Origin of the sequence: Streptomyces sp. NPDC005374 (assembly GCF_042872225.1) — a bacterium.
Classification (GTDB): domain Bacteria; phylum Actinomycetota; class Actinomycetes; order Streptomycetales; family Streptomycetaceae; genus Streptomyces.
The window spans coordinates 13,729-32,086 of record NZ_JBIAKA010000014.1 but is presented as its reverse complement, the minus strand read 5'-3'; the positions used below and the strand labels follow the sequence as shown (position 1 = coordinate 32,086).

The following is an 18,358-nucleotide window of genomic DNA, read 5'->3' as shown; positions in this document are numbered from 1 at the left end:
GAACTGTCCATGCGCGTCGGAGTACTGACCGGAGGCGGCGACTGCCCCGGCCTCAACGCCGTCATCCGGGCCATAGTCCGCAAGGGCGTTCAGGAGTACGGCTATGACTTCACCGGCTTCCGGGACGGCTGGCGGGGTCCACTGGAAGACCGCACCGTGCGTCTCGACATCCCGGCCGTCCGCGGCATCCTGCCCCGCGGCGGCACCATCCTCGGCTCCTCCCGCACCAATCCGCTGAAGCAGGAGGACGGCATCCGCCGGATCCAGGACAACCTGGCCGCGCGGGAGGTCGAGGCGCTCATAGTGATCGGCGGCGAGGACACGCTCGGTGTCGCCGCGGAGCTTTCCGAACGGCACGGCGTGCCCTGTGTCGGCGTACCGAAGACCATCGACAACGACCTCTCCGCCACCGACTACACCTTCGGCTTCGACACCGCGGTCGGCATCGCGACGGAGGCCATCGACCGCCTGCACACCACCGCCGAGTCCCATATGCGGGTCCTGGTCTGTGAGGTGATGGGCCGCCACGCCGGCTGGATCGCCCTGCACTCCGGCCTCGCGGGCGGCGCCAACGTCATCCTCATCCCCGAGCAGCGCTTCGACGTCGACCAGGTGTGCTCCTGGATCACCTCCCGCTTCAAGTCGTCGTACGCCCCGATCGTGGTTGTCGCCGAGGGCGCCATGCCGAAGGACGGGGACGTCGTCCTCAAGGACGAGTCGCTCGACTCCTTCGGACATGTGCGCCTGTCGGGGGTCGGCGAGTGGCTGGCCAAGCAGATCGAGAAGCGCACCGGCAAGGAGGCCCGCACGACCGTGCTCGGGCACATCCAGCGCGGCGGCACCCCCAGTGCCTTCGACCGCTGGCTCGCCACCCGCTTCGGCCTGCACGCCATCGACGCCGTCCGCGACGGGGACTTCGGAACGATGGTCGCCCTGCGCGGCACGGACATCGTCCGCGTCCCCATCGCGGAGGCGACGGCGCGGCTGAAGACGGTGGACCCCGAACTGTACGAGGAGGTGGGGGTGTTCTTCGGCTGACGCGAACGGGCGCCTACACGGTCGTGTTCCGCAGCTGACCGATCAGCTCCCGTACGACCGTGGCGCCGTCCAGCGTCAGGACCGACTCGGGGTGGAACTGCACGCCGGCGAACCCGGGCCCGCGTACGGCATGCACCTCGCCGTTGCCGGCCCGGCTCAACTCGACACCGTGTGCGGCGAGTTCGGTGAGCGCCTCGTCGTCGCAGCGCGCCACGAAGCTGTTGTAGAAGCCGACCGTCTCCGGCCGCCCGAACAGGTCGACCGTCACCTGCGCGCCCTGGTAGGGCACTTCCTTCCGTACGATCTCCAGGCCCAGCTCGGCCGCGATCAGCTCGTGGCCCAGGCAGACGCCCAGCACCCCGTGCCGGTGCCCCCGGAGCACCTCGGCGGTCAGCTCCCGCAGGAACCGCATCTTCGGGTCGTCCAGGTCGGACGGATCGCCGGGACCGGGGCCCAGCACCAGCGGCCCCTCGTGGGCGAGGACGGTCTCCCTGAGGCCCGGCTCGTCATAGCGCCGTACGGTCACCTCAAGGCCGCTGGACCGCAGCACATGCGCGAGCATCGCCGTGAAGGTGTCCTCGCCGTCGACCACGAGGGCATGCCCTTCGAGCTCGTCGGACCGCTCCTGCATCCGCAGCCAGAACGGCGCGAGGGAAGTGCGGCGCCCGTCCAGGGCAGCACGCACGCGAGGGTCGTCGGCGAGAGCCACGCGCGCGTGTTCCCCACGCGGCCGGGACGGTCGTACACCGAGAGCCGCCAGCACCCCCGCCGCCTTCGCGTGGGTCTCCGCGACCTCGCTCGCCGGGTCCGAGCCGCGCACCAGGGTCGCGCCGACCGGGACCTTCAGGTGTCCCTCGGCGGAGATGTCCGCCGTGCGGATGAGGATGGGGGAGTCCAGGGTCTGCGCCCCACCGGAGTCCCGGCCGAGCAGGGCCAGCGCGCCCGCGTAGTAGCCGCGGCCGCCGACCTCGTGCCGCTCGATGACCCGGCAGGCGTTCTGCACGGGCGAACCGGTGACGGTGGCCGCGAACATGGTCTCCTTCAAAACCTCCCGCACGTCCAGTGAGGACTTCCCGCGCAGCTCGTACTCGGTGTGCGCGAGGTGCGCCATTTCCTTCAGCCGGGGTCCGATCACGACCCCGCCCATGTCGCCGACGGTGCACATCATCTTGAGCTCCTCGTCGACGACCATCGACAGCTCCTCGATCTCCTTGCCGTCGGTGAGGAAGTCGAGCAGATGCTCGGGGGTCGGGCCCCCGTCGGGATAGCGGTACGTCCCGCTGATCGGGTTCATGACGACGGTCCCGCCGGTCATCCGCACATGCACCTCGGGGCTCGCGCCGACGAGCGTGCGGTCACCGGTGTGGACGACGAAGGTCCAGTACGCGCCCCGCTCGCCTTCGAGGAGCCGCCGGAACAGGGCGAGGGCGTCGGCGCGGGAGAACCCCGGGATCTCGCCCTCGTACGTCCGCCTGATCACGAAGTTGGCGCCCTCGCCGCGCCCGATCTCCTCGTGCAGGACACGCCCGACGATCCCGGCGTACTCCTCGTCGGCCACGTCGAAGCCGCCGTTCACGACACGGACGTCATGCGTGGGGAGCTGGTCGAGGGCTTCCCGGAGGGACAGCGTGTGTGTCTCCTCGGGCGTCAGCACCGCGAGCGGCGTCCCGTCGTCCCGCACGTCGAAGCCGCGCTCGCGGATCTGGCGGAAGGGGACGAGCGCCAGGCCCTCGTCGGGGAGGTCGGCGAGACGGTCGTAGGTGGTGACGGGGCCGAGCAGCAGCTCCACGGTGCTGTCGTCGTGGCCGGGCGTGCGGCGGCGGAGCAGGGCGAACGGGCGATGGTCGTGCAGAAGCTGTGTCAGGTCCATGGTTCCTCAACCTCGATGTCGGTATCGGTGAGGAACGGCCCCGGAAACGCCGAAGGCCGCCCCTCGGGCGGCCTTCGCGAAGTCTTGCGTACGCGCAGTCAGTGGGCCGCCGGATGAGCGGTCCACCACCAGGTCTGGGTCGAATGCGCGAACATGCGACGCACCCTATCCCATGCGCACTTGAGCGGGGTCGTGTCTCACCTGTCGAGCCGTGCGAAAACGACTCGACACGACCCCGTAATGTGGAGTGCGTGACCGTGAACGCTAAGACCAGCGCGAGCGCTGGCAACACCTGGCGAGACCTGCCCGCGGCGCAGCAGCCCGAGTACCCCGACACCGAGGCTCTGCGCGCAGTGATCGCGGACCTCGAGTCGTATCCGCCGCTCGTCTTCGCAGGCGAGTGCGACCAGCTGCGCGCCCGGTTGGCGGCCGTCGCCAAGGGAGAGGCGTTCCTCCTCCAGGGCGGCGACTGCGCCGAGGCCTTCGACGCCGTGTCCGCGGACCACATCCGCAACAAGCTCAAGACCCTGCTCCAGATGGGCGCCGTGCTGACGTACGCGGCGTCGGTGCCGGTCGTGAAGGTCGGCCGGATCGCCGGCCAGTACTCCAAGCCGCGCTCCAAGGGCACCGAGACCCGCGACGGCGTGACCCTGCCGACCTACCGCGGCGACTCGGTCAACGGCTTCGCTTTCGACGAGAAGTCCCGTATCCCGGACCCCGAGCGCCTGAAGCGGATGTACAACGCGTCCGCCTCCACGCTCAACCTGGTCCGCGCCTTCACCACCGGCGGCTACGCCGACCTGCGCCAGGTGCACGCCTGGAACCAGGACTTCGTGAAGTCGTCCCCCTCCGGCCAGCGCTACGAGCAGCTGGCCAGGGAGATCGACCAGGCGCTGAACTTCATGCGGGCCTGCGGGACCGACCCGGAGGAGTTCAAGACCGTCGAGTTCTACTCCTCGCACGAGGCGCTGCTGCTCGACTACGAGTCGGCGCTCACCCGCGTGGACTCGCGCTCGGGACAGCTGTACGACGTCTCGGCGCACATGGTGTGGATCGGTGAGCGGACCCGGCAGCTGGACCACGCGCACATCGAGTTCGCCTCGCAGATCCGCAACCCGATCGGCATCAAGCTCGGCCCGACGACCACGGCCGAGGAGGCGCTCCAGTACATCGAGCGCCTGGACCCCGACCGCGAGCCCGGCCGGCTGACCTTCATCGTCCGCATGGGCGCCGACAAGGTCCGCGACAAGCTGCCCGAGCTGGTCGAGAAGGTCTCTGCCTCCGGCGCGACCGTGGCCTGGATCACCGACCCGATGCACGGCAACACCTACGAGGCGGCCTCCGGTCACAAGACCCGCCGCTTCGACGACGTGCTCGACGAGGTCAAGGGCTTCTTCGAGGTCCACAAGGGCCTCGGCACCCACCCGGGCGGCATCCACGTCGAGCTCACCGGTGACGACGTCACCGAGTGCGTGGGCGGCGGCGACGAGATCTTCGTCGACGATCTGCACCAGCGCTACGAGACGGCCTGCGACCCGCGTCTCAACCGCAGCCAGTCCCTCGACCTGGCCTTCCTCGTCGCGGAGATGTACAGGGACCAGTGACCGGGGCACCTGTTACAGGAGCGTGAAGTGGGGCGTGGATCACATGCGATCCACGCCCCACAGCACTTTTGCGGCTCCTGAGTGCCGGGTAAGGTTAGGTTAGCCTCACCGATTATTCGGGACGGGCGCGACTTATCGGATCCGGCGGGAGGTGGACCGCGTGTACATCTGCAGTTGCTTCGGCGTCACCGAGCAGCAGGTCAAGAAGCACGCGGCGGACGGTGCCTGCACCCCTCGCCAGATAGCGTCCGCCTGCAAGGCGGGCACCGACTGCGGATCGTGCGTACGCCGGATCCAGGCCATCCTGGGCAGGGGCGCGTGCCCCCGGCCCGAACTGGCCGACCAGGGCCGGCCGGTCCTCGCCGACCTCGCCGGCGTCACCGGACTCGAAGAAGCCGCCTAGCTCTCCGGCTGCTCGATCAGCTGCGCGATGTACAGCGCCTCGCCGAGCTTCTCCAAGAGCTCCAGCTGCGTGTCGAGGTAGTCGATGTGGTGCTCCTCGTCCGCGAGGATCGACTCGAAGATGTTCGCCGACGTGATGTCGCCCTTGGCGCGCATGACCTCGATACCGCGCTTGAGGCGGTCGATGGCCTCGACCTCGACCTGCCGGTCCGCCTCGAACATCTCCTTGACGGTCTGGCCCACGCGCACATGGAACAGCCGCTGGTAGTTCGGCAGTCCCTCCAGGAAGAGGATGCGGTCGGTGAGCACCTCGGCGTGCTTCATCTCGTCGAACGACTCGTGCCGCGTGTACTTCGCGAGCTTCGTCCAGCCGAAGTTCTCCTGCATCTTCGCGTGCAGGAAGTACTGGTTGATCGCGGTGAGCTCGCCCGTGAGCTGCTCGTTGAGGAATTCGATGACCTCGGGGTCGCCCTGCATCGCAGAGGCTCCTTCCGACCGTGGGGAAGTGGCAGATTGCGCCGCATCCTTGCACCGGCGAAGAAGATCGTCCAGTAAGTCTTCACTTAGTAAGTAAGGGCATGCTTAGTCCATTTTGAGGTGGAATGGTGGGCGGCTGGTCGGGTGCATCGCCTCGGGTCTGTCAGGATGGAAGGCATGGGGCAGCCGGTGGAGGGTGAGAGTGGAGCAGCGGCGCACTCCGAGCTTCCGCCGGGTCAGCGGATCCAGCGCGGCTGGCCGGTCACGCACTACGGCCCGGTTCCCAGGTTCCGCCCCGAGCGCTGGGACTTCCGGGTCTTCGGTGCCACCGCGGACGGCGAGAAGCACTGCTGGAACCACGAGGAGTTCGCGGCCCTGCCGTACACCACCGTCGTCGGTGATCTGCACTGCGTGACGAAGTTCAGCATGCTCGGCTCCGAGTGGGGCGGCGTCCCGGCGCGGACGATCCTGGACATCGCCCCGCCCGCGCCGGCGGTCACCCATGTGATGGTCTGGGCGGAGTACGGCTTCAGCTCCAACCTCCGCCTCGCGGACTTCTCGTCCGGGCGCGCGATCTTCGCCACCCACAAGGACGGGGAGCTGCTGACCGCGGAACACGGCTTTCCGCTCCGTTTCGTCGTCCCCCATCTGTACGCCTGGAAGGGCCCCAAATGGGTCCGTGGCGTGGAGTACATGACCGCCGACCGCCGGGGCTTCTGGGAGGAGCGCGGCTATCACAACGTCGGCGACCCCTGGAAGGAACAGCGGTACTCGTACCAGGAGGAGCCCGGGGACGGGCCCGAGCTCTGACTCCCGGTTCCTGACTGTCGGTTCCTGACGGTCGTCAGTGGTGGTACTGGTGCACCACCGCGTGGCCCTTGCCCCGGCCGATCGTCCACTTGTTCACCGGTGTGGTGATCGCGAAGGCCACGGCCAGGGAGATCGCCAGCGCGGCCCAGAACAGCAGGTCGCCCAGTTCGGCGTCCATCGCGCCCGGCCACAGCACGATCACTCCGTTGTCGACCAGCTCCATCACGGCGATGGACAGCGTGTCCGCCGCCAGCGCCACCCGGACCGCCGTCCGCAGGCCGACGCCCGCCTTCAGGACGCCGCGCAGGGTGAGCGAGTACCCGAAGAGGAACGCGAGCACGATCGCCAGGACGGTGGTGGGCAGGTTGCCCCAGCCCAGAGCGGTGCCGATGACCATGCCGAGCACCTCGCCGATGGCGCAGCCGGTGAGGCAGTGCAGGGTGGCCTGGACGGCGATGGCCCAGGTGGCGCCCGTGTGGCCGGCGTGATCGGTGTGACCGGCGCGGGTGTGTGCGGTGTGTGCGGTGTGCTCATGGTCCATGACTGACCCCCGGAGGCGGGTGCGGAGCGTTCGGCAGGGCTCAACCATATACCCCCTGGGGGTATTCCCGTGAAGGTTCGGACCTCGTTCCGGTAACGGACGGCACATTCCGTGCCCAGAGCGCTACGCTGAGATCCTTGCCTGGCGGGAAACGCCCAGGCGAAGACGGATTCATGGGGCGCCTGAGGTTCCGCTTGCGGTTCGGTTCGGGGGAGAGCGGCACGGGGGGCGACGGTGGGGCTGTTCGGGGAGCGGCATACCTTTTTGGGTGGCCTGGGTCCGGCCGACCGGGAGACGTTGTCGAACCTCGGTACCCGGCACGAGTACCCGCCGAACGACACGCTCCTCAGTGAGGGCGACCGCACCACGTTCGTGATCGTCCTGCTCAGCGGCTGGTGCACGGTGTGGACGCCAACCGACCGCGGCGGCCGGCTGATGCTGGCCCTGCGGCGGGCCGGCGAGGCCGTGGGCGACATGGCCGCACTCGACGGCCGCCCCCGCAGCGCCTCGGTGAGCGCCCTCGGCCCGGTGACCGGTCTGGTGGTGCCCGGTGAGCGCTTCCGGTGGTTTCTCGCCTCCCGGCCGCACGCCAACGCGCTGATGACGATCCAGCTCACCGAGCGGCTGCGCAGCGCGGACCACGAGCGCCGGGCCCTCGCCTCCATGACGGTGCTGCGGCGGCTCGCGGAACGCCTGGTCGAACTCGCCGACCGCACCGGCCGGCTGGAGGACGAGGCCGTGACCATACGGCTGCCCCTCGCGCAGCACGAACTGGCCGCGTCCGTGGGCTCCACTCGCGAGGCCGTAGCCAAGGCCCTGCGCCTGTTACGCGAACAGGGCCTGGTCCGCACCGGCCCCGGCACCCTCGCCGTGGCCGACCTGGACCCGCTCCGCCTGCTGGCAGCCGGGCACCCCCATGGCACGGAGACCTAGAAACACCGAGCACCGCGCTGTGTAAACGGCTACAGCGGTGACGGTCCGGCTCCGCGACCATGCAAGGAGCCGTTGGTTCGACGGGACGGCAGGGAGGAGAAAGCGATGGAGGGGGAAGCCGCGTACGGCTTCATCGTCAACGTGGACGCACAGGGCTCGGGTCTGTTGTCCGACACCGAGAAACCGGACATGCGGCGCAGACTCTACGACGTCACGGGCGCCGCCTTCCAGCAGGCCGGCATCCGGGCGCCCCGGCTCTACCAGGAGGACCGCGGCGACGGCATTCTCAGCGTCCTGACCCCCGATGTGCCGCCCGGGCGGGTGGTGGGGGAGTGGCTGGAGTACCTCCACCAGAACCTGCGGCAGACCAACCGCGACCTCAGGACACCCCTGCGGCTGCGCGCGGGCCTGCACATCGGTCCGGTGACGGCCGACGAGCACGGCCGGTCCGGGCGGGCCGTCGACCTGGCCTGCCGGCTGGGCGACTGCGACACCGCGAAGGCGATCCTCAAGGCCGCGGACGGTTCGCCCCTGGTGGTGGTCGCCTCCGACCGGCTGTACGAGGAGGTCGTCCTCGCCGGCGGACGCTGGGTGGAACCGGAGCGCTACCGCCGGCACGAGGTGGAGCTGAAAGAGGGCCGGAGGGCCGCCTGGTTCATGGTTCCGGGGCTGCCTCAGCCGCCCGCCCCGGCGACCCCGGCCAAGGAAACCCCGCCCGAGCCACCGACTCCCACGGGAACCGGGGACAGCTTCGTCCAGAACAACCACAACCACGGCAGCGGCCAGTTCATCGCCAACGGCAACGTCGACACGTTGCACATCAACCAGTACGGCGGTGACCGGTGAACGCGCAGAACCCCCAACCTCCCCAGGGCAACCCGAAACCCCAGCAGCAACAGCCGCAGCAGAAGGCCGAGCCGGACAAGGCCGCGGGCCCGGACCAGGGGACCGGCCCCGAGCCGCCCCAGTCCGACGTCATCGGCGGTGCCGCCGCCGACCCGCTCGGCGAGGAGGGCCTGCCCGGCGCGGCGGCCGCCGCCTCCCGGATCTACCGGTCGACCGTGACCTCGCACGGATCCGGCGCCCTCATCAGCTCCGGGTCCGTCCAGACCATGAACTTCTACGGCGGCCAGGCGGCGGCCGAGCGACTGCTCGCCGGCCCGCTCCCCGAGGACGAACTGCGCAAGCTGCGCCGGGTCTTCCAGGAGCCGAAGGACTACGACGAGTACCGCGAGCAACTGCGCGGCGGACAGCTCCTGGTGCTGCTCGGCCGGCCCGGCACCGGCCGCGCCTACACCGCCCTGTCCCTGCTCGACGACCTGACCCGCGGTCAGGTCTCCCGGCTCGGCCCGCGCACCGACCTTGACCAGCTCGACGACGGACAGATCAGCGAGGGCCACGGCTACGCGCTGGAACCCAGCGCCACCGGACTGCCCGACGAGACCGGCCTCGACCGGCTCTGCGAACTGCTCCGCAAGAAGCAGGCGTACGCGGTCCTGCTGGCCACCCCCGAGCCCGGTGACGTGCTCGCCCGCAGCGGCCGCTACTACCGGGCCCACACCCCGGCCGCCCAGACCGCCGTACTAGAAGGCCACCTCGCGACCGAACTCGACGAGGCGGAGCCCGAGGCGTACGAGCGGGCTCGGGCCATGGCCCTGGACCCCGAGGTGGTGGAGGCGAGGGGCCTCGACGAGCTGCGGCCCGCGGAGGCGGCCCACTTCGCGACCCTGCTGGCCCGCAACACCCTGGGCTCGCTCACGCACGACGAACTCCTCGCCGAATGCCGGAGGTTCGCGGAGAGCCAGGCCGCCGAGTGGTTCGCCGGGGGCGTCCGCTCCGAGACACCCGAGCGGTTACGGGACGCCGCCTACCGGATCGCCGTCGCCGTACTGGACGGGGCCTCGCTCAGCGCCGTCGCCGAGGCCGCCGAGGTGCTCGCCTGGGAACTGGCCGTCACCGTCGACCCCGAGGCGGTCCCCGGCCGGCCGCTGTTCAGCGACGGTGTCGAGGCCCGGCTGGTCTCCGCCCGCGCGGTCGCCGAACTGGGCACGGAGGAGGTCGGCGCCGAGGAGGTGCCGGTCCGTACCGTGCGCTTCGCCGGGGAGGCGCTCGCCCCGGCCGTCCTCGGTCATCTGTGGCAGCACCGGCACAACGCGCGCGGCCCGGTGCTGCGGTGGCTGGCCGGGCTGTGCGAGGACGGCCGGCCCCAGGTCTGGGTACGGGCCGCCGTCGCGGCCGGGCGGCTGTGCCGCCTGGACCTGTCGCACACCGTGCACGAACTGGTGCAGCCCATGGCCCAGTCCGAACGGGCCCGCCGCCGGCTGTTCGCCGCGACCGTCCTCGACGTGGCCGTGCGCTCCCCGGAGGTCGGCAGCGCGATCCGCGCCCTGGTCGGCTCCTGGGCCCGGCACAGCGACGCCCAACTGCGCTGGACCGCGGGCGCCGTGCTCGGCAGGGGCCGGGCCACGCCCACCGTGCGCGAATCACTGGACCTGCTCGGTGGGATCGGCGTCCGGGACGAGGGCCGACTGCGGGCCGACGCGGCCGTCCAGGTCGCCCACTTCGCCGGCGCCCACCCCGACGGCCAGACCCCGCGCCGGATACGCGCCTGGCTGTCCGACGAACGCCGGCCCCAGCAGGACCTCGGCCTGCAGAGCACGGTGTTCCTCGCCTCGGTCTCCGTGGTCGACCTCTGGAACCAGCACGACGACCTGGAGGGCTACGGCGACTGGCCGCTGATGCTCGCCCTCGCCGCCGTCCGGCCCGACCAGGCCGCGGAACTCGCCGGGCTCCTGTGGACGGCCCTGCAGACCCCACGGTCCTACGAGGCCGCGATCGACACCCTGTCCGACTGGCTGCGCGGCTCGGCCGACCAGCCCTGGGCCGGGTGGCTGGAGCGGTTCCTGCCGCTGCTGGTGCACAGCCACGACGACCGGGACCGACTGCTGGCCCTGCTCAAGGAACTGACCGAAGACCCCGACCAACCACTGAACGAACAGCAGGTCCGCCGCCTGTGGGGGGCGGTCCAGGGAGCGAGTGCATCATGACGCACAACCAGTGGGGCCAGCCGTGGCCCCCTCAGGACCAGGAGTTCGTCCTCCCGCACGACCTCAGAGGTCCCTTCGTGCGCGAGTTCGCCCCGCAGGCCGCCTACCGGCACCGCAACAGCCAGGTGGCCTCGGTCCTCTACTACCGCAACGGCGGGCACAGCGTCATCACCGTCCGCGGCGCCGAGCACGTCAACAAGCCGCTGATGGGCAAGCCCACCTCGGTGTGCTGGATCGCCCGCGGCCGGCACCAGGTCTCCTTCCAGCTGGAACTGCCCACCTACGGCGACCGGTCGACGTTCAAGGCGGGCGCCGACGTCAACTGGGAGGTGCAGGACTTCTATCTGGCCGCCGAGAAGCGGGTGGTCGACGTGGAGCGCATGCTGCGCCCGCCGCTGGAGGCCAGGCTGCGTGGTCTCAGCCGTCGGCACAGCCTGGACTCGGCCCAGCAGGTCGACGAGGCGATCCAGGACGAGCTGGCCAGCGGCCGGTGGAACGACTTCGGTGTCGATCTCGGCCTGGTCACCCAGGTCTTCATCCGCATCGACCTCGGCCAGGCCGCCGCCGAACACCAGGCGCAGATGGTGGCGGTGGAGAAGGGCGGCAAGGTCCAGGAGGCGATGGACACCGTCCACAAGGCACGTATCGCCGCCAACCTCGACGACGCGCAGAAGCTGATCACCGCCGGCGAGACCGTCCAGTACGCCACGATGCTGGCCCAGGACCCGAGCCGCGCGCACGAGATCCTCGGCGTGCTCCAGCAGCAGGCCCGTGAACAGCGCCAGGGCGCCCTGGACTACCTGACCAACCTGATCAGCCAGGGCGTGGTCCAGCGGCACCAGATCGACGACCAGGTCCAGGCCCTCATCGACTACAGCCGCACGGTCGCCGGCGGCGCCTTCCCGAACGGGCTGCAGCAGGCCCCGACCTCGCTGCCGATACCGCCGATGCCGCCCATGGCGCCGCTGCCCCCGGCCGACGCACCGCCGGCCCCGCCCGCACCGCCGACGGACTCCGTCCCCGGGCAGGGCACGGGATTCGAGTACGACTCCGGGGCACGCGAGTGACTCCGGACGAACCGGACGCCGCGCACTACGTCGCCGAACGGCTGCTGCTGACCGTGCGTGAGGACCTGGGCAGGGCCGACGTGAAGGCGTCGATCCTGCTCTCCGGTGCCGTGGCGGTACCGGCGCTGGTGCTCGGCAGGGGGGCGCCGACCGGCGTCACCGGTGTTGCTTTGGCGCTCCTCGCGGCCGCCGGGGCGTGCTGGGGGGTCGGCACGCTGCTGCTCCTCGCGGTGGTCCTGCCCCGCACCGGCACGCTCCGCACGGTCCCGGGTCCGACGTACTACGCCGACGCCCTCGCCGAACCGGACCTGGAGGCGTTGCGCCGCGCCACCACCGAGGTCGGTGCGGACCGGGTGACCTGGCTGCTGATCCAGTTCCAGGACGTCAGCGACATCCTCTCGGCCAAGTACCGCTGGCTGCGCCGGTCGATGGCACTTCTCGGGGCGGGACTGCTGCTGGCGTTCGTGTCGGTGGTCCTGAGCTGACCCGGCCGTTCAGGGCGGTCCTCGCCGTCCTCGCCGTCTTCAGCCGTCGCGGAGTTTCTTCAGCCGCTCCACGTCCGCCGCGTGGCCCTCCCTGCCTCCAGGCGTCTCGATGACCAGGGGTACGCCCTCGGTGGCGGGGTGGGTCATCAGCGCGCGGAACGGGTCCTCGCCGATGTGGCCGGAACCGATGTTCTCGTGCCGGTCCTTGTGTGCGCCGACCACATCCTTGGAGTCGTTGGCGTGGATCAGCTTCAGCCGGCCCTCGCCCACCGTGTCCACCAGCAGGTCGAGCGTCTGGTGCATGCCACTCGGGCCGGTCAGGTCGTGCCCGGCGGCGAAGATGTGACAGGTGTCCAGGCAGACGCCCAGCTTCGGGTGGGCGTCCAGCGCCTCGAAGTACGGGCCGAAGTCCCAGGTCCGTGAGCAGAGCGAGGAGCCCTGGCCCGCGGTGGACTCCAGGAGCAGGTACGGGTCGTCGTCGTGGGTGAGTTCGTCGAGCAGCGGCAGCAGGTGTTCGCGGACCTGCTTCAGGGCCACCGAACGGTCCCGGCCGCCGGTGGCGCTGCCGGTGTGGACGACGACGCCGAGGGCCCCGATCGCCCGCCCGCGCCTGAGGGAGTGCCGCAGCGACTCCACCGACCTCTCCACCGTCGCCTCGGTGTGCGAGCCGAAGTTGATCAGGTAGGGGGCGTGGACGTACGCCGGGATCGACTCCTCGGCGCAGGCCTCACGGAACGCCTCGTCCTGGCGTGGGTTCCCGGGGGGTGTGGCCCACCCGCGCGGGTTGGCGACGAAGACCTGCACGGTCTCGGCGTCGAGGTCACGGGCGTAGGACAGACCTACGGAGTTCAGACCGCCGGCCACGGGGACGTGGCCGCCGACGGGGTTGCGCTGAGTTGTCACCGGTCAAGGGTGCCATTGCCTGCGGCGCGGGTGCGGGGCGCCTCTGGGGTTGCTCGGTTTGCCGTGTGGCGGGTGCGGCTGTCGTTGTGGCTGGTCGCGCAGTTCCCCGCGCCCCTGAAGGCCGCTGGCTCGCAGTCGTCTCTCAGCGAATCGTGATCGTGATCGTCGACCCCTTCGGCGCCGTGTCCCCGCCCTCCACGGACTGCTTCTTCACCGTGTCGCCGAACAGGCCGAGCAGACCCCGGTCCTCGTCGACCTGGAATCCCTTGGCCTCCAGCTCCGCCTTCGCGTCGTCGACGCTGTCGCCGGTGACGTCCGGGACCTCGACCATCTCGGGGCCCTTGGAGATCGTCAGGGTGACGGTGTCGCCCTCGGCCGCCTGACTGTCCGCGCGGGGGCTCTGCCCGGCGACCTGGCCCGCGTCGTCCTCGGAGTTGACCCGGGCGGGGGCGATCCTCACCTTCAGACCGGCATCCGCCAGGTCGGCCTTCGCGTCGGCCAGGTCCTCGCCGGTGACGTCCGGGACGTCGACCGGGGCGCCCTTGCTCACGGTGAACGCGATCGCGGAGCCGGCGCGCAGCGTGGTGCCGGCGTCGGGGTCCGTGGCGATCACGGAGCCCTTCGGGACGTCGTCGCTGAACTCCCGGGTGACCATGCCGGGTTGGAGCCCCTCCGTCTTCAACCGGGCTTTCGCCGCGCTCAGCGCGTCCCCCTGCACGTCGGGCACCTTCACCGTCTGCGGGCCCCTGGACACGGTGATCGACACGGAGTCGTTGTTCCGTATCCGGGCGCCCACCCCGGGGTCGGTGCTGATCACGGTGCCGCGCTTCACGGTGTCGCTGTACGCGTACGTGACCTTCCCGGTCTCGAGTCCGGCCCCGTCCAGCCGGTCCCTGGCCTGTGCCTCGGTCTTCGACAGCAGGGCCGGGACCCGGGTGAACTGGCCGGAGTTGATGTACCAGACGCCCGCCCCGAGGCCCAGGGCCAGCAGGACCGCGGCGACGATGAGGAGCGGGCCGCGCCGGGAGCCGCCGGAGGAGCGGCCGCGCCGGGACGGCGGGGGCGCGGGGCTCTCCAGGCGGGTGGTGCGGTGGTACACCGGCTCGGGCTGGTCCTCGTTGACCGGCAGCGGTCGCGGCACGGTCAGGGAGCGCGGGATCACGCTCGTACGGTTGTCGGCGCCCGAGTGCTCCGCGGAGAGTGCCTGCGGCGGCACCGCGTCCAGCTGGTCGGGGCTCAGCCTGGCGCGCGCCTCACGGGTCTGCGCGAGCAGCGCCACGGCGTCGTACGGACGCAGGTCGGGGGTGCGGGCGGTGGCCGACGCGACCAGCTCGTCCAGTTCGTACGGCAGTCCCGGGATCACGGCCGACGGGGGCGGGACGTCCTCGTGGAGATGCTTGTAGAGGACTATCGCGGGCGATTCGCCTTCGTGCGGCTGGCTGCCGGTCAGCATCTCGTACAGGACGACACCGCACGCGTACACGTCGACGCGGGCGTCGGCGGCGCCCGGCTGCTCGATCTGTTCGGGCGAGAGGTAGGAGACCGTGCCGAGGACGGCTCCGGTGGTGCTGGTCACGGTGTTCACCGACCGCACCAGCCCGAAGTCGGCGACCTTGACCCGGCCGTCGTCCCCTATCAGGACGTTCTCCGGCTTCATGTCCCGGTGCACGAACCCGGCGCGGTGGGCGGCGCCCAGGGCGGCGAGGACCGGCTCCAGGATGTCCAGGGCGGCGCGCGGCTGCAGCGCCCCGCGCTCGCGCAGCACGTCGCGCAGGGTGCAGCCGGCGATGTACTCCATGGCGAGATAGACGTACGACCCGTCGGTGCCCTGGTCGAAGACCTGCACGACGTTGGGGTGGGCGAGCCGGGCGACGGACTTGGCCTCGCGGATGAAGCGATCGACGAAGACCCCGTCCGCCGCGAGCGCGGGGTGCATCACCTTGAGGGCGAGCACGCGGTCCAGACGGGTGTCCACGGCCCGGTAGACCGTGGCCATCCCGCCGACCGCGATGCGTGCGTCCACGCGATAGCGGCCGTCGAGCACCTGCCCGACCAGCGGGTCCTGAAGGGTCGTATCCACGCAGGCGAGTGTACGAGCCGCGGCTGACAGTCCATCCGGTTCGGCCGGGATAGGGGTGGTACTGCAGCCGTCCTGTGACGCAGATCGCACACGGATCGCCTCCGGCGCTGCGGTGATCGTTCGGGTGCGGCTGGGTGGGGGCTGGTCGCGCAGTTCCCCGCGCCCCTTGGTGGGTGTTGTGGCGGCGGGTGGGGCGGTTGGGGTGGGGTTTGGCGGGCGGGTGCGGCTGGGTGGGGGCTGGTCGCGCAGTTCCCCGCGCCCCTTGGTGGGTGCTGTGGCGGCGGGTGGGGCGGTTGGGGTGGCGTTTGGCAGGCGGCTGCGGTCGGGTGGGGGCTGAGGTGGTATTCGGTCGGCGGTGGCGGGCGGGACCTGGACCCGCGGCCGGTTACCGGAACGCAGGCCGTTCGGGGTCCAGTGCGGCCAGGCCCTCGGCCGGGGACGACGCCTCCGCGAAGTGCCGCCGGGGGATCCGACCCGCCCGGTACGCGAGCCGCCCCGCCTCCACCGCGTGCCGCATCGCGTGCGCCATCAGCTCCGGCTCCTGCGCCCGCGTCACGGCTGAGGCGAGCATCACACCCGCGCACCCCAGCTCCATCGCCAGCGCCGCGTCGGACGCGGTGCCCGCCCCCGCGTCCAGGATCACCGGCACGCGCGCGTGATCGACGATCAGCTGGAAGTTGTGCGGGTTGCGGATGCCGAGCCCGGAACCGATGGGCGACCCCAGCGGCATGATCGCGGCACAGCCGACGTCCTCCAGCTTCCGGGCCAGCACCGGGTCGTCGTTCGTGTACGGCAGCACCGTGAAGCCGTCGTCGACCAGGACCTCGGCCGCGTCCAGCAGCTCGATGGGATCCGGGAGCAGCGTCCGCTCGTCGGCGATGACCTCCAGCTTGATCAGATCGGTGCCGAGCGCCTCGCGCGCGAGGCGGGCCGTCAGGACGGCCTCTCCGGCGGTGAAACAGCCGGCCGTGTTCGGGAGCACCCGGATGCCGAGCCTCTCCAGTACGGACAGCACCGAGCCGTGCACCGAGGGGTTCACGCGCCGCATCGCGACCGTCGTCAGCTCGGTGCCCGAGGCGACCAGCGCCCGTTCCAGCACGTCCGGGCTGGGTGCCCCGCCCGTGCCCATGATCAGCCGGGACGAGAAGGGCGTACCGCCGATGGCAAAGGGATCGTCGGCCATGGGTCAGCCTCCTTGGACGGCGGTGAGGACTTCCACGCGGTCTCCCTCGGAGAGGGGCGTCGAGGGCCACTGCGTGCGTGGGACGACGGTTTCGTTGAGCGCGGCGGCGACCCCGGAGGGCGCCGGGGCAAGCGCCCGTACGACGGTGTCGAGAGCCGTGCCGGGGGTGAACTCCCGCGGCTCCCCGTTGACGGAGATGTTCATGCCGGCTGCTCCACGAGCTCCAGGAACCGCCTCGGGGTGAAGGGGCGGGCCACCTCCGGCAGTTCACCGGTCGTCAGGACGTGCGCCATGGCGTCCCCGGTGATCGGCGTGAGCAGCACGCCATTGCGGTAGTGGCCGGTCGCGAGCGTCAGCCCGGGCAGTTCGGTCGGCCCGAGCAGCGGGGCGTTGTCCGGGGAGCCAGGGCGCAGCCCCGCGCGGGTCTCCGTCAGCGGCAGCTCGGTGATGCCGGGAACCAGTTCGTGAGCGTCCCGCAGCAACTCGTACACCCCGCCCGCGGTGACCGTCGTGTCCCAGCCCAGTTCCTCGCTGGTCGCGCCGACCACCAGCTCGCCGTTCTCCCGCGGCACCAGATACACCTGGCTGCCGCGCACGACGGCCCGCACGGTACGGCTCAGGAAGGGCGCGTGGCGCGGTGGCACGGTCAGGCGCAGCACCTGGCCCTTCACGGGCCGTACGGGAGGCAGGACGTCCGCGGGCACCCCTGAGAGACGGCTGCTGAGGCTTCCGGCGGCGAGCACCACCTGGCCCGCGCCCAGCTCGTCGCCGTCGGCCGTGGTGACCCCCGCGGCCCGGTTCCGCACGACACGGAGGCCCTCGGCCCACCCACGGTGGAAGAGGACACCCGCCCGCTCGCACGCGGCCAGCAACGCGCGCGTGAGGCGCCGCGGATCGATCTGGTGGTCGCCGTCCACCCGCAGCCCGCCCCGCACCCCCGGCGCGAGCATCGGTTCCAGGCGTCGGCACTCCCGCCCCGACAGCCACTCCGACTCCAGCCCCGACTGCCGCTGGAGCGTGTGCAGTTCGCGCAGATGGGCGCGGTCGTCGGCGTCCATGGCCACCGCGAGCGTGCCGCAGCGGCGGTAACCGAGGTCGTGCCCGGTCAGGTCGGTGAGTTCGGCCGCGAAGTCGGGATAGCGGCGGGCCGAGGCGAGGTTCAGGCCGAGCAGGGTCTGCTCGCCGTAGTGCAGTTCCGTGACGGCGGCCAGCATCCCGGCGGCCACCTGAGCGGCCCCGCCGCCCGGTTCCGGGTCCACCACGGTCGTGGCGAAACCGCGCTGTGCGGCCCGCCAGGCAGTGACCAGGCCGATGATGCCGCCCCCGACGACGAGGACGTCCGAGGTACGTGAGGACATGGGCGTCCAGCCCCTCCCTTCGCCGGCATGACCCGGATCAGGTTCGTACGGTCGGAGGCCGCCAGCCTCCCTCTCAGCCCGGTACGTCCGGGCTCCCGCGAGTGCTCTACGTTGGCCACCCTAGCCCTTCGCTCCACGCCTCTGTAAGGGAGCCTTCCGTCATGCTCCGCTCGCTCGACGGCCTCGTCCTGGCCCCGGTCGCCGATCAGGCTCCGGGGCAGGTGGGTACGCGGACCCGGTTCACGTATCACGAGCAGGACGGGGAGATCTGGGCCGAGTACGCGGGTGGGGACGTCGTACGCGGGCATCTGGTCGGCACGCGCGCGGGGGACCGTCTCGACTTCCGGTACGTCCAGCTGAAGAGCGACGGAACGACATCCTCAGGGCACTGCCTCTCGACGGTCGTCGAACTTCCCGACGGCCGGGTCCGGTTGGAGGAGACGTGGGAATGGGAGTCGCAGCCGGGCAGCGGGACGAGTGTGGTGGAACAGGTCGTCGAGGGTGTGCAGCAGTTCACGGCGCACGACCCCTGACTGACTGATTGTCAGTTGACTATGGTG

At 71.0% G+C, this 18,358-nt stretch carries 19 protein-coding genes and 1 riboswitch; of the genes, 10 read left to right on the top strand and 9 right to left on the bottom strand.

The window, feature by feature from the left end:
* Positions 1 to 9 precede the first annotated feature (9 nt).
* Positions 10 to 1,038, top strand: coding sequence for a 6-phosphofructokinase (locus ACFYRX_RS31640; protein ID WP_389107031.1), 1,029 nt, complete (start codon positions 10 to 12; stop codon positions 1,036 to 1,038).
* 13 nt (positions 1,039 to 1,051) lie between these two features.
* Here ACFYRX_RS31640 and ACFYRX_RS31635 read toward each other — a convergent pair whose 3' ends face one another.
* Positions 1,052 to 2,908, bottom strand: a complete 1,857-nt coding sequence (locus ACFYRX_RS31635) for an anthranilate synthase family protein (RefSeq protein ID WP_389107028.1) — start codon at positions 2,906 to 2,908, stop codon at positions 1,052 to 1,054.
* A gap of 98 nt (positions 2,909 to 3,006) precedes the next feature.
* Complete coding sequence (locus ACFYRX_RS31630) at positions 3,007 to 3,063, bottom strand: trp operon leader peptide (RefSeq protein WP_073723848.1); 57 nt, start codon at positions 3,061 to 3,063, stop codon at positions 3,007 to 3,009.
* A gap of 96 nt (positions 3,064 to 3,159) precedes the next feature.
* On the opposite strand from ACFYRX_RS31630, the gene ACFYRX_RS31625 reads away from it, so the two are divergent.
* Positions 3,160 to 4,512: a class II 3-deoxy-7-phosphoheptulonate synthase gene (locus ACFYRX_RS31625; RefSeq protein ID WP_389107025.1), complete on the top strand. Its 1,353-nt coding sequence runs from the start codon at positions 3,160 to 3,162 to the stop codon at positions 4,510 to 4,512.
* A 151-nt stretch (positions 4,513 to 4,663) separates the two neighbouring features.
* Positions 4,664 to 4,915 (top strand): bacterioferritin-associated ferredoxin, encoded by a 252-nt coding sequence (locus ACFYRX_RS31620; RefSeq protein ID WP_389107022.1) that lies wholly within the window; start codon positions 4,664 to 4,666, stop codon positions 4,913 to 4,915.
* On the opposite strand, the gene bfr is transcribed toward ACFYRX_RS31620, so the two are convergent.
* A complete protein-coding gene (gene bfr, locus ACFYRX_RS31615) occupies positions 4,912 to 5,391 on the bottom strand; it encodes a bacterioferritin (protein ID WP_007381448.1) in 480 nt (159 codons plus the stop codon). The genes ACFYRX_RS31620 and bfr overlap by 4 nt on opposite strands.
* Before the next feature lie 177 nt (positions 5,392 to 5,568).
* Between bfr and ACFYRX_RS31610 the strand changes: the two genes are divergently transcribed.
* A complete protein-coding gene (locus ACFYRX_RS31610; protein ID WP_389107019.1) occupies positions 5,569 to 6,201 on the top strand; it encodes a sulfite oxidase-like oxidoreductase in 633 nt (210 codons plus the stop codon).
* Positions 6,202 to 6,235: 34 nt separating this feature from the next.
* Here ACFYRX_RS31610 and ACFYRX_RS31605 read toward each other — a convergent pair whose 3' ends face one another.
* Positions 6,236 to 6,742 carry a DUF4396 domain-containing protein gene (locus tag ACFYRX_RS31605; RefSeq protein ID WP_389107017.1) on the bottom strand — a complete coding sequence of 169 codons (507 nt, stop codon included), beginning with the start codon at positions 6,740 to 6,742 and terminating at the stop codon, positions 6,236 to 6,238.
* 264 nt (positions 6,743 to 7,006) lie between these two features.
* On the opposite strand from ACFYRX_RS31605, the gene ACFYRX_RS31600 reads away from it, so the two are divergent.
* The 5 genes from ACFYRX_RS31600 (at position 7,007) to ACFYRX_RS31580 (ending at position 12,274) form a co-directional block, all read left to right on the top strand.
* The gene (locus ACFYRX_RS31600) at positions 7,007 to 7,675 is read left to right on the top strand and encodes a Crp/Fnr family transcriptional regulator (RefSeq protein ID WP_389107014.1); all 669 of its coding nucleotides are present in this window, start codon (positions 7,007 to 7,009) and stop codon (positions 7,673 to 7,675) included.
* 105 nt (positions 7,676 to 7,780) lie between these two features.
* The gene (locus tag ACFYRX_RS31595; RefSeq protein WP_389107012.1) at positions 7,781 to 8,521 is read left to right on the top strand and encodes a hypothetical protein; all 741 of its coding nucleotides are present in this window, start codon (positions 7,781 to 7,783) and stop codon (positions 8,519 to 8,521) included.
* Positions 8,518 to 10,722, top strand: a complete 2,205-nt coding sequence (locus tag ACFYRX_RS31590) for a hypothetical protein (protein WP_389107009.1) — start codon at positions 8,518 to 8,520, stop codon at positions 10,720 to 10,722. Before ACFYRX_RS31595 ends, ACFYRX_RS31590 begins: the two co-directional genes overlap by 4 nt.
* The gene (locus ACFYRX_RS31585; protein ID WP_389107007.1) at positions 10,719 to 11,789 is read left to right on the top strand and encodes a hypothetical protein; all 1,071 of its coding nucleotides are present in this window, start codon (positions 10,719 to 10,721) and stop codon (positions 11,787 to 11,789) included. Before ACFYRX_RS31590 ends, ACFYRX_RS31585 begins: the two co-directional genes overlap by 4 nt.
* Complete coding sequence (locus ACFYRX_RS31580; RefSeq protein WP_389107004.1) at positions 11,786 to 12,274, top strand: Pycsar system effector family protein; 489 nt, start codon at positions 11,786 to 11,788, stop codon at positions 12,272 to 12,274. The genes ACFYRX_RS31585 and ACFYRX_RS31580 overlap by 4 nt, the downstream gene beginning before the upstream one ends.
* Positions 12,275 to 12,313: 39 nt before the next feature.
* Here ACFYRX_RS31580 and ACFYRX_RS31575 read toward each other — a convergent pair whose 3' ends face one another.
* From ACFYRX_RS31575 to thiO, 5 genes are all read right to left on the bottom strand, one after another.
* Positions 12,314 to 13,177 carry a deoxyribonuclease IV gene (locus tag ACFYRX_RS31575; RefSeq protein ID WP_389107003.1) on the bottom strand — a complete coding sequence of 288 codons (864 nt, stop codon included), beginning with the start codon at positions 13,175 to 13,177 and terminating at the stop codon, positions 12,314 to 12,316.
* 142 nt (positions 13,178 to 13,319) lie between these two features.
* The gene (gene pknB, locus ACFYRX_RS31570; protein WP_389107000.1) at positions 13,320 to 15,257 is read right to left on the bottom strand and encodes a Stk1 family PASTA domain-containing Ser/Thr kinase; all 1,938 of its coding nucleotides are present in this window, start codon (positions 15,255 to 15,257) and stop codon (positions 13,320 to 13,322) included.
* Between the two features lie 385 nt (positions 15,258 to 15,642).
* Entirely contained in the window at positions 15,643 to 16,440 is a 798-nt protein-coding gene (locus tag ACFYRX_RS31565; protein ID WP_389106997.1) for a thiazole synthase, read from the bottom strand.
* Positions 16,441 to 16,443: 3 nt separating this feature from the next.
* Entirely contained in the window at positions 16,444 to 16,644 is a 201-nt protein-coding gene (thiS, locus tag ACFYRX_RS31560) for a sulfur carrier protein ThiS (RefSeq protein ID WP_389106995.1), read from the bottom strand.
* Positions 16,641 to 17,798 (bottom strand): glycine oxidase ThiO, encoded by a 1,158-nt coding sequence (gene thiO, locus ACFYRX_RS31555; protein ID WP_389106992.1) that lies wholly within the window; start codon positions 17,796 to 17,798, stop codon positions 16,641 to 16,643. Before thiO ends, thiS begins: the two co-directional genes overlap by 4 nt.
* Positions 17,796 to 17,907, bottom strand: a riboswitch (TPP riboswitch). It overlaps the preceding gene by 3 nt.
* A gap of 52 nt (positions 17,908 to 17,959) precedes the next feature.
* Here thiO and ACFYRX_RS31550 point away from each other — a divergent pair.
* Positions 17,960 to 18,331 (top strand): hypothetical protein, encoded by a 372-nt coding sequence (locus ACFYRX_RS31550; protein ID WP_389106989.1) that lies wholly within the window; start codon positions 17,960 to 17,962, stop codon positions 18,329 to 18,331.
* Positions 18,332 to 18,358: the final 27 nt, after the last annotated feature.